This window comes from Mesorhizobium sp. M7A.F.Ca.MR.148.00.0.0 (genome assembly GCF_003997735.1).
Classification (GTDB): Bacteria; Pseudomonadota; Alphaproteobacteria; order Rhizobiales; family Rhizobiaceae; genus Mesorhizobium.
The window spans coordinates 1-249 of the sequence record NZ_RZTB01000637.1 but is presented as its reverse complement, the minus strand read 5'-3'; the positions used below and the strand labels follow the sequence as shown (position 1 = coordinate 249).

Annotated in this window: 1 protein-coding gene; it reads left to right on the top strand. The window is 58.2% G+C overall.

Annotated features, from left to right (window positions below; genetic code table 11):
- Positions 1 to 249 (top strand): ABC transporter substrate-binding protein (locus EOB49_RS35625; RefSeq protein ID WP_245473020.1); only part of this gene is annotated, 249 nt, incomplete at both ends.

Below are 249 nucleotides of genomic sequence, written 5' to 3'. Positions count from 1 at the left end.
ACATCGACGTTGCCCGCAATCTCGAGCCGAACGATCTCGACGCCATCGCCAAGAATGCTGATCTGACCTCGACCAGCGCGCCGAAGGGCACGGTCTATTACATCAGCCTCAACCAGAAGAATGCCAACCTTGCCAAGCCGGAGGTACGCCAAGCGTTCAAATACCTGGTAGACTACGATGCGCTGAGCTCGACGATCCTCAAGGGCATCGGCGAAATCCACCAGACCTTCCTGCCCAAGGGCGTGCTCG